The sequence below is a fragment of the Ekhidna sp. ABH4_415 genome (assembly GCF_056161305.1).
Map to the genome: position 1 here is coordinate 1 of NZ_JBSWYW010000002.1, position 14925 is coordinate 14925.

Sequence of the window (14925 nt, forward strand, 5' to 3'; positions counted from 1 at the left end):
ACTGAGGATGCTACCATTGCAGATATTGCTGTTGCAACCAACAGTGGTCAGATTAAGACAGGATCAATGAGTCGATCAGACAGGATGGCGAAATACAACCAGCTCCTTCGTATTGAAGAAGAACTTGGGGATGTAGCGATTTATCCGAGTAAGAAATAAGATCAAGTAATCAGCATATTGAAGCCTCCATTTGGAGGCTTTTTTGTTTTAAGAGCTATTTATACAATTCAGCTAAATCATTTTTAAGCCGCTCATTGCCGAGTGCTTTTTGAGCGATTTGATGCATGTGATCATTGGGCTTCTCTTGGTCAAGCAAAAGGTTTGCAGCCATGTGTCCATAAGTCATGGTACCTTTTGCTCCTACTCCTGACATACCTCCTATGAGAACTGCATTCTTATCAAGTGTCCCATTTTCAAGTGGTAAGTTGGTGACAAGTGGTACTTCTGATTTTGTAAGCGAATAGACGCACGAGTAACCATCGAAATATTCGAGATCTTCTTTTCTAATATCTATTCCATTCATGTTGAAATAGTCAATCGTTTGGTCGATGCTCCATGCTATTTCTGAATCAGTAACTGGTTGAGTCCACACTTCATCGAGTTTTGCTATTGGCGTTCGTTTAAAGTGACCGCCAACTTTGATTATTGGGATAGTGTCCGAATCATACTTTTCAATCATCGAGTAGAACAATTCTGGGTGAAGTTTAATAGCAGGATATGCCTCAAGCAATTTTTGTTTATGCGTCTCGCTCCACTGATTATAAACTTCCGGTTTGATTTTCAGAAAGGCGAGGAATAAGCGTTTTGGGGTAATTAGCTTTTCAATAGCCGGTGAGATATTTTGTAGTAGTTTTCCATTGTATGGACCGGCCGCTGCTACAATCCTTGATGCAATGATTGTGGTGCTGCCCTGACTCCTTTTATCGATGACAGTCACCTCATAACCCTGATCAGTACGATTAATGTTTGTTGCCTGATGATTGTATCGTATGACTCCACCCGAACGAATGATCCCCATATGCAACTTTTCAATAAGAACACGAGGGTTCATCGTACCCGAGTATTGGCGATATTCACGGATAACCTTAAGTGAATCAGGAACAGAAAGTCCGAATTTCTTCCTGATGGTCTGAGTATTTGTGGCCAGAATCACACTATCTCCTGATGACTTGGCTATCGTATCTGGCTGGTCTAAGTTAAAAACGGAAATCTCGTCACTGCTTTCCGGATAGAAAATATAGGTTACCGGAGCAGTAGTATAAATATCCTCCATGGAATGTTCATGTTGACCTTTTGAATTCAGGAAATCAATCAGTTTTTCCGTTTCCTCTATGCCTTTCTTTTGTAGGTAGGCATAAATGTCATCTTCAGGCCCCAGACTCCTGGAGATGCGAGCTTCACCAAAGCTGGACCCTGATGTATAGATAGAGTCTTGTCTTTCGAGTAATATCACTGACTCTCCTTGCTGAGCTAAATGCCACGCTGTGGCACTTCCCATTAATCCGCCTCCAATAACAATAGTTGAATGCATTTCTTGATTAGTCTGACAGGAAACAAAAAAGAAAACTATATATAAACAATTGATCCATCGTGTCATAATGTAAAATACGGGATTTAGAAGGTCTTTGTGTGATTAGGAAGTGGCTAATTCACTCTTTAGCTGTACGATTTCAGCCAACTCCTCCATCTCTTTTTTGATGCCCTTGCGAATCTGAGTAATTAGAATAATTGCCCCTATGATATACCCTACATCCATGATAATCATCCAATGCAGTTCAATGTATTTACTGAATTCAGGGGTAAGCATGTAGAACCCCAGTGTATAAAGCCCGACAATCGAGACCGTGACAGGTCCGTGGATTTTCTTCCGAAACAAAAAGAAATTCAATGAGTTATCGACACTTCTACTAGCATGTTCAGTCAAATCAATCTGCCTTGATCTGATTGAACTTATCCATTCTATAACTATTCGAAGTGCCAGCCCTCCAATCATAAGTACTACTCCAATTTTACTGATCAATTGCTGAAAAGGGGTGACGTAGTAGAAGAAAGTGGTTATCATAATGAGTGCAAGTGTAAGAACCAGCATGTTGCCATAGTGAGCATAAAGCACATTTTTCTTATTCTTCTTTGCCTTTTCAATAACATCTCGAATTTCAATGTCAGCACTTTTTATTGAAGATTTAGCATCCTTCCATTGGTTTTGGAGTTTTTTCAGTTCTTCATCCATTACTCATTAGTTTTTTTAGTCTCTTTTTGATCCGGTGAATCTTAACCCTAAGATTGGTTTCTGAAATACCAATAACCTCAGCAATCTCATCATATTCCAGTTCTTCCAGAACCATCGTTATAATCAATCGGTCCACGTTGCTGAGCTGATTAATAGCTTTGTATAGTTCGTTATTTGTTTCTTCTACATCCGACTCCTCTGCTTCAATATTGGATTCTATTTCAGTAATAGATCTATATGCATGTTTTTTGTTTTTGCGATGATACTGAAGGCAGGTATTCACTGTGATTCGATATATCCATGTTTTATATGAAGACCTGCCTTCAAATCTATCGATCGCGTTCCATGTGTTGATAAACACCTCTTGAGTAAGATCATTTGCTAAATCATAGTCTCCACTGGCATATCCGAGACATAGCTGCCTTACCATTGATTGGTATTTATTAAATAGTTCTTGAAAGGTCGTTTGGACTGTTTCCTTCATTTAGCTAGAAAGCTATTTACTTTTTCGTAAAACCAATCTTCCTGGTCAAACATGATAAAGTGCCTGCTGTTCTCTGCAATCAGTATTTGCTTGTTTGGTACTTGTTCAAACTGGCTCTCCACTGTTTCTTGCACCGTCTTTGCATCAGGAAATGAGGCTGCAATGACTAGCGTTTCTGCTTTAATCGCTGATATAGATTCCCTGATATCCAATTTCAATAAATCTGTATATCCGTAAACATATGTTTTTCTATCTGCGTCTAAAATCCACTGTGTCAGTGTTTCAACCTTGTCTTCCTTGAACGTCATGTATTTGGCCATCATGCTTGCGTTTTGTTTAAATGCTTCATCTGTCATTGACAGCATTTGATTGTTGTAAGGACTTTCATACTGCAATTGATCTGCAGCTACCCCTGGCATCATTACTTCCCGCATACATGGCAAGCCATCCACTACAATTAGTCGTTTGATGCGATCGGGTAACTCTGCAGCAATATCTGCACCCAAAGTTCCGCCCATACTGTGGCCAATTATATTAAGATCAGTCAAATCTTCGTTGATGATGTAATCGATCAACTCATCCTTTATCGTGCTGTACCAAGGCATTTCAATGGGCTCTATTCCATTAAATCCTGCGTATGATATCATATGGTTTTCGAAGGTACCGTCCAGGTTTTGAATGGTTTCTTGCCATACAGACGCGGGATTGGTAAAGCCAGGTAAGAACAGAATTGGCTGGCCACTTCCCGATTTTTCTACTTTAATGGCAGGCCCAGCAAAAGCTGTAAAACAAACGAGGACAAGTGATAATGTAGTTATTAGATTTTTCATTTTTATATTTTTTAACCTTTGATGCAGCGTCCATTGAATTGTTACACCTCAATAAAAAAATATTAATAACTATAAAAATAGTTGTATAATTATAATTATAGTTATAGTATTGTGTTATGAAGGAATTGACCAAAGCAGAAGAACAACTCATGCAGATCCTCTGGGGGCTTGAAAAAGCATACCTCAAGGACATTGTAGAGCAATATCCAGAACCTGCTCCAGCGTATACCACAATATCAACCGTAGTAAACGTGTTGGTAAAGAAAGGATTTATAGGATTTAATACGCATGGCAAGTCTCGTGAGTATTATGCGTTAATCTCTAAAGAAAAGTATACACGACAGTCAATGAATGGATTAATGAACAGCTTTTTTGACAACTCAGCGAAAAAGTTTGCTTCCTTCTTTACCAGTCAGGAAGAACTTTCTGTAGAGGAGCTCAAAGCCATAAGAAAATTGATTGATGAACAAATATCTCAACGGAAGTCATGAATGAACTTGTGATCTATATTGGAAAAGTACTTGTCATTCAGGCTATTTTCTATGGTTTTTATCGTTTCGTTCTACGAAAGTCCATCCGACATGGAATGAACCGATTCTTTTTGTTGGCTGCTTTGGTCGTAAGTTTCGTCATTCCTTTTATTCATATACCCGATCGAATACCTGTCCAACCACTGGAAGAATCTCCGGTCATTGTATGGGTTCAGGAATCGGCAATGGAGTTTGAAATGATGCCATTAAAGAAAGAAAGTGAAGAAACTGCTTTCTCAATTTGGCATTTTCTTCCGTGGTTGTATGTGCTGGTCGCAGGCTTACTGATCGTACGATCTACGGTGTATCTATTATTTATTCGAAAACTCAAAAAACATTCAGAATATGTAAAAAAACGATGGTTTAAACTTTTTAAGACGTCACAAACTCGTCCGTTTAGTTTCTTTTCAAATGTGTTTATTCCCAAAGACGTCTTTGGTTCTGATGCCTTTGATCAGATCCTGGCGCATGAGTGTGTGCATGTAAAGCAGCGTCATTCTATTGACCGGCTGCTGATGGATTTTCTTGTTTCGCTGTTTTGGTTCAATCCCTTCATCTATTTGTATCGAAACGCACTCATTGAAATCCATGAATTTCAGGCAGATGAAGCGGTAATTGATCAGTTCAATGATCCGATTGGTTACCAGGAGGTATTGTATGCTCAGCTTCAGCACGCCACCTATTCAGTTTTGGTGAGTCATTTCAATTTTTCAATGATTAAAAAACGAATTGTCATGATGAACAAACAAAAAAATAAATATGCAGGGCTGCTATATGCAATGACCCTGCCCGTATTAGTATCGGTAATTTTTGCTTTCTCTACTAAAGAAGCCATTGAACCGATTGAGCACGTAGGAACGGAATTAGCTGAGATTATTGGTGCACCAATTCAGCTTGTTAATGATGAGCCATCCATAAGCCCCGTCAAGTATTCTGAATTGGCACGTCTTTCTTCAGAGTTTGGGTATCGGATGCACCCTGTTTACAATGTGAGAAAGTGGCATGCAGGAGTTGATTTTGCTTGCAAAACAGGAACTGAAATAGTTGCTACAGCCGATGGTGTTGTCGAATTGCTGGAGCATAAACCTGATAGTTATGGAAAACACTTAATTATCAAACATGGAGATGTTTATCAAACAAAATATGCTCAGCTTTCAGAGTTTAAAGTCAAAGAAGGAGACCGGGTTAAAAAAGGTGATGTCATCGCCTTGTCAGGTAGTTCAGGATCTTCTACTGCTCCACATTTGCACTATGAGGTGAATAAAGAGGGAAAGACAGTAGATCCTATGGACTACATCACAAACTATCAATTCAAGCGACTGAAGAAGTTTGAAAACAAGGAAAATGTAAAGCAGCAGAAACAAACCAAAGTTGGTTCGCTAGATCAGGCTGCTGATAAGATTTCTAAGTATAAAAGAGAAGGTTACTTCACCCTGCATGTAGCGAATCCTAATTCAGAGCAGCTCACTGAAGTTGCTGAAATGAAAAAGAAGTATGGGGATAAAGTAAAGACGGAGGAGATTGACGGAGGAGATTTAATTGTCCATATATCTAATGAACTCAATTTTTCTGAGATCATGGAAAATCGAGACCAGCAAGTGGCTGGACAAGAGTTGCGTGCCATTCGTTTTGACTTGATTCAAGGATCTCAAAAACGAGAAGAGATAGTCAAACAATTCAAATTAGCACAGGAGCAGCATGGAGAGGAATTGGTACAGATCAGCCAGGAACCGGATTACATCGAGATTGTTACGACGATGGAAATCATTCGAGCGATTAAATCAAGCAAATAATCAGCTAAGTATTTTTTTTACATTTTCCCGGTAGGATTGACCTATCGGGATTTTTGTTTCTGCAATTTTTATTTGATTGCCTTCAACATATTCTAATCGAGGTATCGAGATAATGTAGCTTTTATGGATCCTGACAAACGATGAAGGTAGTATTTCTTCTAGCTTGCGAAGTGTGTCATTTATGATAAGTGTCTTTCCTCCTGATATATAAACCTTCACATAATCCCCAATCGATTCAAAATATAGAATTGAATTGTAATTGATTTTATGTGTTCGCTTATCTGCTTTTAGCATGATAAAATCATTTAATATAGATTCATTTCCGCCAATAGCCTTATTCATCGCTTTTACAAATCGCTCGAATGAAAAAGGTTTGAGGAGGTAATCAACTGCCTCTAATTCAAAACCTTCAACTGCATGCTCTGCATATGCCGTTGTAAAAATGACTTTCGGTTTGCTGGTTAGTGTCTTGTAAAAATTAATGCCAGATAGCTTCGGCATGTTAATGTCCAGAAAAATCAGATCAATGGATTCCTTATTTAGCCATTCGATCGCTTCCATTGCATCAACACAGCTATGGACCAATTCCAGCTGAGGAAAATCTGCTATGTATCCTTCTAAAGCCTCTCTTGCAAGAGGCTCATCGTCTATTATCAGGCACTTCATTCCAATTTATTTTGATGGCTGCCAGAAATATTTCAGGTGTTTCATTGGTCATAAATTGTGCATTGCCGCCATAAATCAATCCCAATCTTTTTTCCACATTTTTTAATCCAATACCTCCGTATTTATTGTTTTCCATATCGTCAATCTGTCCTTTGTTGTTTTTGATTTTAAAAACTAATTCTGAATGGCTGTTCATCAAATCAATTCGAACAAAACCTTCCTTGTCATTCCCTTTAAGTCCATGTTTGAAGCTGTTTTCAATCAGAGGAAAAAACAATAGAGGTGCAATTAAAGGATCCCCTTGAATTTGGTCGTAGTTGAATTCAATAGTGGTATTATCTCCGATGCGTGTGCGTTGCAACTCGATGTAGTTATTAATTGATTCAATTTCTTTAGATAGAGGTACTCTTTCATCTGACACTTCATATATCATATATCGCATGAGATCAGAGAGTTTTAAAATCAGATCTGGTGCTTTGTCACTCTTTTTTAATGCCAGTGAATACACACTATTCAGACTATTGAACAGGAAGTGTGGGTTGATTTGCATTTTTAATGAATTCAACTCCAACGACAATTTCTCCTTTTCAATTTGCTGTAGTTGATACCAGGATTTCGATAGCTTGAGCAATGTCGTTAGAATAAGATAAATACTAAATATGATAAAGAGGACATCCATGTCTGTGAAAGACACCATATAAAAATCCACAGGTAATAGGGGTATTACGAAATCAAAAATGGCATTGTGAGTGATATAACCTGTTAATAAATAACCGATCAATTGTATTACATAACGCAGGTATCGTTCCTTGTTCAGGTATTTAGGAATTGACCATCTTAGATTCAAATACACGATAATGATCAGAGGTATGTGAAAAAAGGCTGAATAGATGAAGTCGATGGTTTTTAGCTCATTGGAAATACTGAAGAAACTGCCAATAGCATAAAATGACAGCACCCAAAATAATAGGTGCTGTAGCCAGTTTTTGTAGACGAGCGCCTTTAACTTTTTCATTTGATTGACACTCTTTGGTAAGTTTCCACTGCATCAAAGACTGATTCATCATCTGAATAAGTATCTATAAATTTTTGCAACTCTTTGGGCTTGGCAGTTATTAGTACGGTACCGTCAACATTTTCATGTCGTAATCTTATTCGGTTGCTTTCAAAAAGTTTATTTAGCTTCTCCATATCAAAATGGATCATTTCAAATTCATTCTTGGTGATCTTTACTTTGAAAAAGGTGTGTACCGGAAAGAAATTATCAGAGATGTTTTCCGAATTATATTTCCTCTCAGGATACAGATCCATAAATAAATCTCCCCCTATATCTACCAGGTGAGCGGCGTAAGCTTCTTTTTTACCTTCTTTATCAACAACGGTCAATTTGTAGCTTTTATCCTCGTAAACAGACACAATACCACTGAACTCAACATCTTTTGTGTTTTTCAAGTCTTTGGAGGGTAAATCACTCACATTTTTATCTGTGTTATCTTCTTCATCAGATGCCTTGGCCATGCGCTCCAACATAATTATTCGAATGCTATCCTTATTGTAGATTTTTTTTCCATCCTTCATGATGTAGATGGGCTCATCAGAACTCATTGTAAAACCTTCTTTGATTTCGACTGAGTGCTTATAGTCATTTTCTTCAGTCGTATTTTCTTTGTCCTTATTTGTAGACTCAAAGAGCAACTGAATACCATCTTTCATACTCCATTTTCCCAACAGCTCTTCCTTAAATACTAAGGTGTCTTCGGTGTATATCGGGAATAGAGAATACACACATGAGTTCAATAATACAGCTAGTAATCCAAGTAAAGCAATTGATCTCTTTTTCATAATAGTTTGTGTTTGAATGATGAACCAAAAGTGATCGATTGCCAAAGTAGCTAAAAAAAATATCTGTGAACAATGGATTTTTCGGGGTGAACCATAAAAAAAGCCCTTCGTTTAGAAGGGCTTGATTCAGTGGGTTAAATCGTATTAACGATAAAGGTATTCAAACAAGGCAGTTATAACTTCAGATGCACCAATGTAAATACCAACTCCATAGGTTACATGCCTTACTGATAAGTTCCGAATGGCAAATGGCAGTCCACTGATATTTAGGGTAGTGAATCCTCCGGCAATGATCAAAGCGGTAATAATAGTTAGGTATAGATTTTCCGTCAGGAACATTCCAATTGCACCAATAAATAGGACAATAAAGCTGGTGATAATTACTTTTCTGAGGTTGGCTTTCGCAATCTGTTTACTAATCAAAAAACCAGTGATCGCACATAATCCTAGAATGGCGAAAGAAATGTAATCTCCGTATTCTCCGATTTTAGGAAATAAATTGGCGAAATGACCAGGAAAAAATTCTACCAGAAATGCCTTCCCAATTCCCAGGAATAGACCAACCATCAATATCGCAACATATGAGATAAGACTTTGATTTTTCACTCGATCATTCTGCATCAACTCCGTCTTCCGTTGGAGTACCTCATCTCTAGACACTCGATGAAAGATAAAGCCAGATCCACCTATCAGCACTCCTCCTACAACGAATGTAAGTGTATCACCAAAGAATGTAACCAATGAAACGATTACAGGTTCCAAAGCATATAAAAGCTCCGTCACAAGAAACAGTACACCCATTACTATGGGAAGTTGCTTGGCAGGAGCAAACGCTTCAATCATTGAATTGGCCGGACTAATAAAAAGGTTCATACAAATCAACCACATGACTATCATAAAGGGTAATATGGCCTGAACATCCATCAGGTGGTGAGTACTGATTAGAGATGCGACAACCATAAAAACCATGGCAGTTGCCCCAATGCCAACCGTAAAGATGATCATGTACTTTCCATTCTTTTTCATTATTAAATCCGCCAGCCACCCCGCGATTGGAGGAATAATGACCAATATGACGGCTTTAGCAATGATGAGAAAATCTACCAGGTGAGTAATGCCAATTTTTTCCATAAGAACGGGTTGGTACTCATGGTACGCGATCCAGCTAATCACTACAGCCGCATTAAGTGCAGCAAGGCTATATACTTCTCTCCATTTTAGTGTGGATGTTTTTTCTGATAACATATTTTTTCATTTGGTTAATAGATGTACCTACTTACGAATAGAATGTTCGGAATGGATTTCAGACTATCATATTTGATAATAAGTTAGATTAATTATGGTCTCAATCAAAAATCATCATTTCACCTGACCGATTTGTTGGCGAAAAGATGATTCAAATTAGGATTTCAACTGACATATGTTCTACTTATAAATAGAATGTCGGTTAAACTTCGCGATCACAATCAAGATGCAGATGATGATTAATTACGAGGCAAAAACAGCAGAACAGGCAGTATCAATTATTGAATCAGGAGAGTCGGTATTTATCCATACGGCTGGTGCCGCCCCACAAGTCCTGGTAAATGCGTTAACTGATAGAGGTGATGAACTTAAAAATGTAACGATTTATCAAATGCATACTGAAGGTGAGGCACCTTATTGTGATGCAAAGTATAGAGATGCTTTCAAAGTAAAAGCCCTTTTTGTAGGGCCAAATGTTAGACCGGCGATCAATGATGGCAGAGCTGAGTTTATCCCAAGCTTTCTTAGTGAGGTACCACTAATGTTTAGGAATAAAGTACTACCTGTGGATGTAGCGTTGATCCAGGTTTCAGCCCCGGACAAGCATGGATATTGTTCTCTTGGCATTTCAGTGGATGCGTCAAAAGCCGCAGTGGGTGTGGCTAAAAAAGTGATTGCTCAAGTGAATCCAAAAATGCCGCGAACACACGGAGATGGTCTCCTGCACATCAGTGAGTTTGACACTTTCATCGAGTGTGAAGAGGATCTACCGGAGCTAAAGCCACATAAGTTGAATAAAACAGAAATACGTATTGGGCAACATGTTTCTGAAATCATCGAGGATGGAGCCACACTGCAGATGGGGATTGGAGCAATTCCAGACGCTGTGCTTTCATGCTTGGGAAACCATAAAGACTTAGGTGTTCATACAGAGATGTTCTCAGACGGGGTACTACCTTTGATTGAGAGGGGTGTTATCAACAATAAGATGAAGACCAGACATTCAGGTGTTTCTGTATCCGGTTTTATTTTAGGGTCTCGTAAGTTGTATGATTTTGTGGATGATAATCCTGCTGTAAGAATGCTGGATATTCAGTATGTAAACGATACGGCTGTCATTAGGAAGTTGCCAAAGATGACCAGCATCAACAGCGCTATCGAGATTGATATAACCGGCCAGGTGTGTGCAGACTCCATTGGCACAAGGATATACAGTGGGGTAGGAGGCCAGATGGATTTCATTCGTGGTGCTTCGCTTTCGCCTGGAGGAAAACCAATTATCGCATTACCATCTACTACTTCGAGGAACGAATCGAAAATTGTGCCTGTCCTAAGAAGTGGAGCCGGTGTGGTAACTACCCGGGCACACGTTCACTATGTATCTACTGAATATGGTATAGCGGATTTGTATGGTAAAAGTCTGAGGGAGCGAGCTAAGATGATGATTGACATTGCACACCCAGATCATAGAGAAGCTTTGGAGAAAGCAGCTTACGAAAGGTTTAGATAGTGAATATATTATTGAGAGGCATATTTCATTAGTACCTGCTTCAATGTTTCCGTTTTGATGGGTTTCAGCAAATAGTCACTCATACCGACTTTTTTTCCATCATCCACGCTACTTTTCATGGCATTTGCAGTAAGCGCGATGATGATGGGCTTATTTTCTTTTTCCTTGTAGAATTCAGTAATTTGTCTAGAGGCCTCAAACCCAGAAATATCAGGCATTTGTAAGTCCATAAATATAATGTCATAAAACTTTTCCGTCGCTTTCTTTACCCCCTCATTACCATTAAATGCCAGATCCACATCTTTAATGTTCATCTTGCTTAGCATCTTGGTGGCTACCATCCTGTTAATTTCTATATCTTCTACAATGAGTATTCGAAGATTATCCAGACCGGGGACAGTTATTCTATCAAAGCTTCCCATCTCCTCCTCAGAGGCAATTCCAAGCGGAAGGGCAAAATAGAAATGAGAGCCTTCATTTAGCTCAGACTCAAACGCAATATTACCACCCATCAGTGAGACCAGTTTTTCTACGATGGCTAGGCCCAGTCCGGATCCTTCATAACCTTCATGCTCAGCAGCTTTGTAAAAGGTCTCGAAAAGATGGTCCTGTTTATCAGATGGAATTCCTGCACCCGTATCTTTAATACTAAACTCAACCGAACAAACATCTCCGGTCTTTCCAAGCACCTTTACACTCAGAGTGATGCTTCCTTTCCAGGTAAATTTGGTAGCATTATTCATTAGATTGACCAATACCTGTCTAATCCGAGACACGTCTCCAGTCAAATATTTGGGCAATTCTTTATCAAGTTCAAGTATTATTTCCAGATTAGGATTAGATGCTGCTTTTTTTTCAAACACCTTCCAAATAGCAGTCAGCTCATTAACGATAGAAAATGAACTCATGGATAGCTCCAACTTCCCAGCTTCAATGGTTGTGATATCCAGAACATTGCTTATTAATCCATGTAGAATGTTACTGCTGTAGTTTAAACTTTCAATAAGCTCTTCTTGCTCTTTGTCTACATTGGTCTTAGCAAGTAATTCTGTCATCCCCACAATTCCGTTGAGAGGTGTCCTCATTTCATGAGAAATAGTAGCCAAGAAGGTGGTCTTTGCCAGGTCTGTCGATTCGGCCTTTTGCTTCTCTTTCTCCAGTTCAACATTTTTTTGTCTTAGAAGCCTGCGATCATCGATGTATGTTCGTTTGAAAATATACAGGCAAACACCCATGATTGCCAGAGAAGTTAAGGTAGCAATGGCTATGTCTTGCATTAGAAGTTCATCGCTTTGGTATGGTGCGGCCACAGCAGGATTATTCACTTCATAGATAATAAGACCCAGCACCATTCCAAAGGTGACAATGATAAAGATCAGGTAATCACGAAGTGGCAGTACCAACAATCCGGACAGATAAACCAAGCTAAGGAAAGCGGGGATAGCCGTAGTGATTCCACCAGCAGGAAACCAGGAAATCCCAATCAGGAACAACGCGAGATAATAATAAACAACAGAGAGTGTTCTGAATGCAATCCCCTTTTTCTGTAAAAAGTAGATCAAGGAGTAGATGACAATCCCGCTGGTATAAACAGTTTGAACAAAATACTCATAGCCCACGGTAAAACCATAGATGGTCCAAAAGGTAAATACCGCGATGGTCAGAATCAGAATGATCTCAAATAGGCGTTGCTCGATTTTAATGGAACGATCCCTGGTGGGAAGAATATGTTTGATCTGCAAATTCAAAAGCGGGTTCTCACAATTTAGTGAAGTTAACGAATAAGGTTAAAAATATATACTCCGCATTTCCACTGAGTAACCTATGAGGGTATTCAGTTAAAAGATTTTAACCAATAATCGCGATACAATCAAAATCAGTGCTAATCTACTTTTGAATTCAATCAAATATGCACGTTATGACTAGATCAGCACGATTTCTAATCAATCTTTTTTTTCTCAGTTTAATAACACAGGCATATGCCCAAAGTTATGTGACAATTGATATAGAAGAAGAGTATGATTTTTTAACTACTCAATGGCTGAAAGTCTCAGAGGATCTTTCGTATTATGGCGGGCTTTCTGCTTTTTGTACTAATGAAGAATACCGTGCATACACGCTGGAAATACTCGACTTGCTCCATCATTATGATTCAATTGTATTGGATATGCTGAAAAACCCAACTGCTGAGCTGGATATCTCATCCAAGGAGTATATGAGGACAATGAAGGATATCGCCAAATTCGAGGAGGACTATGACGTAAAAGGATTTATCTCTTTTCTGCGGGAAAATTGCATTGCCAGGAATGACCTTGAGAGAGATAAGGAAGACTTAAAGAAGGAGGTGGGAATGTATTCGTATGACGGACAAATAATGATCCTGGAAACAGATCTTCAAAAGTTCATGAAGAAAATAGATAAGCGGATCATTGCGATCAACGATCACATCCATAAGATTCATCCAAATCAGAGGAAATCTCTACCTGTTGTGAGTAGTGGAGAATAGTTTATAAATTAAATATCAACGAGGTGTGTACGAAAGGAATGTAGTCCACGCTCTCAGTAAGTCCCTCCAGGCGTTGCGTAAAATCAATTTGAAATTTGTAAAGGTCGGACGCTAAATAACCTAACCCCAACGAAATACGATCATCCATGCCGCTTTTTGAATCGATGAATTCTATTAATACTTCATTAGATGCGAGAAAATAAAATTCTCTTATATCAATTTTGAGTCCACTAAGCGGCATGTCCATCGAAATCCTATACCTGTAGCGATGCTGAAAGTCATCCTCGAAAAACCGCTGCTCTATTCTTAATCTGCTGAGGATTCGAATGCGGTTATTAGTATGGACGAATGCCAGCTGCTGAGTCAGCCTTTGCTCCTTGGTGTTTCCCATATCAGATGGATTCAGGACGCGATATTTATAACCCAAAGAGCCAGTAAATCGTGAATTTACCGTTCTGGTTACAAATTGGTTGACTTCCCAAAAAGCAAAATGATTTGAGTGGCCTTCAGCTTGTTTCAATCGTGTGGTACGATGACCAATTGATGAATTGAATTTCCATTTCTTAAAATCATAATTGAATGCAGCATTACTATCCCAGGCACCTTGACGCGATTGTCCAAATGCATGAAAGGTTGAAATTGAGAAGAGTAATAAAATAAGCCTATTCATCAGTAAAGAACAAAATCTGAAGATCGTTTGATTATCTCTCTCTGTGAAATAAATCGTCCGTCTGATGAGAAGAGCATCTCAAAGGCTTTCCATTCAGATTCCTTCTTAAGGCTAACCTCCAATTCATACCTAATAATGTCCCCGGTTGCATTATTTAAAGCTTGATTTATTACTTCATCGTTAGCCCATTCATCGGAAGAAAACTGTTTTTGAATTTTATCTATTTTGGCCTTTTCATGATTGGAGAGGTGGTCTTTGATATTGCCCAATACGGTATCAGTAAGTTGATCTTCCTTAATGATCACTTCCACATCCTCCAGTCTTAGCGAGTCATCGAATTCAATACTGTAAAATAATTTTCTGAAAAGAAATTTAATTTCATAGCTTATTTTCTTGCCGTTCTCCTCTCTGAAGTAGCTGATTTTTTTTGCCTCATCCTTGAAATTGCTGACCATTTGTTTCAGCTCAGCCGGCACTTCATTGTTCTTCAGCTTGATTTCTTTTTCCATTTTCTTTTCCTGAGCAGGTAGTGTCAGGAGCATGAATAGACAAAAAAGGTAGATCATTAGTCTCATATCATAAAGTTAAACGCTAATCACGGATGTTTTAATTCAATTGT

15 protein-coding genes and 1 pseudogene are annotated in these 14925 nt (G+C 38.6%); 5 read left to right on the forward strand and 11 right to left on the reverse strand.

Annotated features, from left to right (window positions below; all coding sequences use genetic code 11):
* Window positions 1-159: pseudogene (gene eno / locus ACXAH9_RS02875) on the forward strand (phosphopyruvate hydratase); the annotation flags it as partial.
* Between the two features lie 55 nt (window positions 160-214).
* Here eno and ACXAH9_RS02880 read toward each other — a convergent pair.
* The 4 genes from ACXAH9_RS02880 to ACXAH9_RS02895 all read right to left on the reverse strand — a co-directional run bounded on the left by ACXAH9_RS02880 (window position 215) and on the right by ACXAH9_RS02895 (window position 3544).
* Window positions 215-1531, reverse strand: a complete 1317-nt coding sequence (locus ACXAH9_RS02880) for an NAD(P)/FAD-dependent oxidoreductase (protein WP_474893358.1) — start codon at window positions 1529-1531, stop codon at window positions 215-217.
* Between the two features lie 102 nt (window positions 1532-1633).
* Window positions 1634-2230, reverse strand: coding sequence for a hypothetical protein (locus ACXAH9_RS02885; RefSeq protein ID WP_474893359.1), 597 nt, complete (start codon window positions 2228-2230; stop codon window positions 1634-1636).
* Complete coding sequence (locus tag ACXAH9_RS02890; RefSeq protein ID WP_474893360.1) at window positions 2223-2714, reverse strand: RNA polymerase sigma factor; 492 nt, start codon at window positions 2712-2714, stop codon at window positions 2223-2225. Before ACXAH9_RS02890 ends, ACXAH9_RS02885 begins: the two co-directional genes overlap by 8 nt.
* On the reverse strand, window positions 2711-3544 hold the full coding sequence (locus ACXAH9_RS02895; protein WP_474893361.1) for an alpha/beta fold hydrolase: 834 nt from the start codon (window positions 3542-3544) through the stop codon (window positions 2711-2713). Before ACXAH9_RS02895 ends, ACXAH9_RS02890 begins: the two co-directional genes overlap by 4 nt.
* Window positions 3545-3660: 116 nt before the next feature.
* Between ACXAH9_RS02895 and ACXAH9_RS02900 the strand changes: the two genes are divergently transcribed.
* Complete coding sequence (locus ACXAH9_RS02900; RefSeq protein ID WP_474893362.1) at window positions 3661-4035, forward strand: BlaI/MecI/CopY family transcriptional regulator; 375 nt, start codon at window positions 3661-3663, stop codon at window positions 4033-4035.
* Entirely contained in the window at window positions 4032-5867 is a 1836-nt protein-coding gene (locus ACXAH9_RS02905) for a peptidoglycan DD-metalloendopeptidase family protein (protein ID WP_474893363.1), read from the forward strand. Before ACXAH9_RS02900 ends, ACXAH9_RS02905 begins: the two co-directional genes overlap by 4 nt.
* Here the strand turns inward: ACXAH9_RS02905 and ACXAH9_RS02910 are convergent, their stop codons facing one another.
* The 4 genes from ACXAH9_RS02910 to ACXAH9_RS02925 form a co-directional block, all read right to left on the reverse strand.
* Window positions 5868-6533: a LytR/AlgR family response regulator transcription factor gene (locus ACXAH9_RS02910; protein WP_474893364.1), complete on the reverse strand. Its 666-nt coding sequence runs from the start codon at window positions 6531-6533 to the stop codon at window positions 5868-5870.
* Window positions 6508-7548 (reverse strand): sensor histidine kinase, encoded by a 1041-nt coding sequence (locus ACXAH9_RS02915; protein WP_474893365.1) that lies wholly within the window; start codon window positions 7546-7548, stop codon window positions 6508-6510. The genes ACXAH9_RS02910 and ACXAH9_RS02915 overlap by 26 nt, the downstream gene beginning before the upstream one ends.
* On the reverse strand, window positions 7545-8375 hold the full coding sequence (locus ACXAH9_RS02920; RefSeq protein ID WP_474893366.1) for a hypothetical protein: 831 nt from the start codon (window positions 8373-8375) through the stop codon (window positions 7545-7547). Before ACXAH9_RS02920 ends, ACXAH9_RS02915 begins: the two co-directional genes overlap by 4 nt.
* A 144-nt stretch (window positions 8376-8519) precedes the next feature.
* A complete protein-coding gene (locus ACXAH9_RS02925) occupies window positions 8520-9620 on the reverse strand; it encodes an MFS transporter (RefSeq protein ID WP_474893367.1) in 1101 nt (366 codons plus the stop codon).
* Between the two features lie 232 nt (window positions 9621-9852).
* Between ACXAH9_RS02925 and ACXAH9_RS02930 the strand changes: the two genes are divergently transcribed.
* Window positions 9853-11130, forward strand: a complete 1278-nt coding sequence (locus tag ACXAH9_RS02930) for an acetyl-CoA hydrolase/transferase family protein (protein WP_474893368.1) — start codon at window positions 9853-9855, stop codon at window positions 11128-11130.
* 8 nt (window positions 11131-11138) lie between these two features.
* Here ACXAH9_RS02930 and ACXAH9_RS02935 read toward each other — a convergent pair whose 3' ends face one another.
* Window positions 11139-12872 (reverse strand): ATP-binding protein, encoded by a 1734-nt coding sequence (locus ACXAH9_RS02935; RefSeq protein WP_474893369.1) that lies wholly within the window; start codon window positions 12870-12872, stop codon window positions 11139-11141.
* 176 nt (window positions 12873-13048) lie between these two features.
* On the opposite strand from ACXAH9_RS02935, the gene ACXAH9_RS02940 reads away from it, so the two are divergent.
* Entirely contained in the window at window positions 13049-13636 is a 588-nt protein-coding gene (locus tag ACXAH9_RS02940; protein WP_474893370.1) for a hypothetical protein, read from the forward strand.
* A gap of 1 nt (window position 13637) precedes the next feature.
* On the opposite strand, the gene ACXAH9_RS02945 is transcribed toward ACXAH9_RS02940, so the two are convergent.
* Entirely contained in the window at window positions 13638-14306 is a 669-nt protein-coding gene (locus tag ACXAH9_RS02945; RefSeq protein WP_474893371.1) for a DUF2490 domain-containing protein, read from the reverse strand.
* Entirely contained in the window at window positions 14306-14881 is a 576-nt protein-coding gene (locus ACXAH9_RS02950; RefSeq protein WP_474893372.1) for a hypothetical protein, read from the reverse strand. Before ACXAH9_RS02950 ends, ACXAH9_RS02945 begins: the two co-directional genes overlap by 1 nt.
* Between the last annotated feature and the right edge of the window lie 44 nt (window positions 14882-14925).

What these genes read in the sequence shown, in the direction of transcription:
- ACXAH9_RS02880 (WP_474893358.1), bottom strand. Translation starts at nt 1,531, where the DNA reads ATGCATTCAACTATTGTTATTGGAGGCGGATTAATGGGAAGTGCCACA.
- ACXAH9_RS02885 (WP_474893359.1), bottom strand. Translation starts at nt 2,230, where the DNA reads ATGGATGAAGAACTGAAAAAACTCCAAAACCAATGGAAGGATGCTAAA.
- ACXAH9_RS02890 (WP_474893360.1), bottom strand. Translation starts at nt 2,714, where the DNA reads ATGAAGGAAACAGTCCAAACGACCTTTCAAGAACTATTTAATAAATAC.
- ACXAH9_RS02895 (WP_474893361.1), bottom strand. Translation starts at nt 3,544, where the DNA reads ATGAAAAATCTAATAACTACATTATCACTTGTCCTCGTTTGTTTTACA.
- ACXAH9_RS02900 (WP_474893362.1), top strand. Translation starts at nt 3,661, where the DNA reads ATGAAGGAATTGACCAAAGCAGAAGAACAACTCATGCAGATCCTCTGG.
- ACXAH9_RS02905 (WP_474893363.1), top strand. Translation starts at nt 4,032, where the DNA reads ATGAATGAACTTGTGATCTATATTGGAAAAGTACTTGTCATTCAGGCT.
- ACXAH9_RS02910 (WP_474893364.1), bottom strand. Translation starts at nt 6,533, where the DNA reads ATGAAGTGCCTGATAATAGACGATGAGCCTCTTGCAAGAGAGGCTTTA.
- ACXAH9_RS02915 (WP_474893365.1), bottom strand. Translation starts at nt 7,548, where the DNA reads ATGAAAAAGTTAAAGGCGCTCGTCTACAAAAACTGGCTACAGCACCTA.
- ACXAH9_RS02920 (WP_474893366.1), bottom strand. Translation starts at nt 8,375, where the DNA reads ATGAAAAAGAGATCAATTGCTTTACTTGGATTACTAGCTGTATTATTG.
- ACXAH9_RS02925 (WP_474893367.1), bottom strand. Translation starts at nt 9,620, where the DNA reads ATGTTATCAGAAAAAACATCCACACTAAAATGGAGAGAAGTATATAGC.
- ACXAH9_RS02930 (WP_474893368.1), top strand. Translation starts at nt 9,853, where the DNA reads ATGATGATTAATTACGAGGCAAAAACAGCAGAACAGGCAGTATCAATT.
- ACXAH9_RS02940 (WP_474893370.1), top strand. Translation starts at nt 13,049, where the DNA reads ATGACTAGATCAGCACGATTTCTAATCAATCTTTTTTTTCTCAGTTTA.
- ACXAH9_RS02945 (WP_474893371.1), bottom strand. Translation starts at nt 14,306, where the DNA reads ATGAATAGGCTTATTTTATTACTCTTCTCAATTTCAACCTTTCATGCA.
- ACXAH9_RS02950 (WP_474893372.1), bottom strand. Translation starts at nt 14,881, where the DNA reads ATGAGACTAATGATCTACCTTTTTTGTCTATTCATGCTCCTGACACTA.